Consider the following 279-nt stretch of genomic DNA (forward strand, 5'->3'; position numbering starts at 1 on the left):
GTCCGCGGCCCGGGCGCTCCGTCTTGGTGGAGATATGGCGCTGGCCCAGCTGCTCCAGCACGGCAGGTGCAAAGCCGGGACCCTTGTCGCGCACGGTGATGCACAGCATGCCGGTGCGCACGGACAGGTGCAGCGCCACATGGCCGGGGGATGCCTCGGCGGCATTGTCGAGCACATTGCAAACCATTTGCTGCAACGCGGTATCCGAAAGAATGGGGAAGTCCTCTTCGGCCTGGACATAGTCGAAACGCTCCACCGCATGGCGTGACTGCCATTGGG

Annotated in this window: 1 protein-coding gene; it reads right to left on the reverse strand. The window is 64.5% G+C overall.

From position 1 onward, the window contains the following. Positions 1–256 (reverse strand): ATP-binding protein (locus tag ACSNOK_RS34005; protein WP_436784600.1); only part of this gene is annotated, 256 nt, incomplete at its 3' end. Positions 257–279 lie beyond the last annotated feature (23 nt).

The sequence above is a fragment of the Streptomyces sp. URMC 126 genome, assembly GCF_051386555.1.
GTDB lineage: Bacteria > Actinomycetota > Actinomycetes > Streptomycetales > Streptomycetaceae > Streptomyces.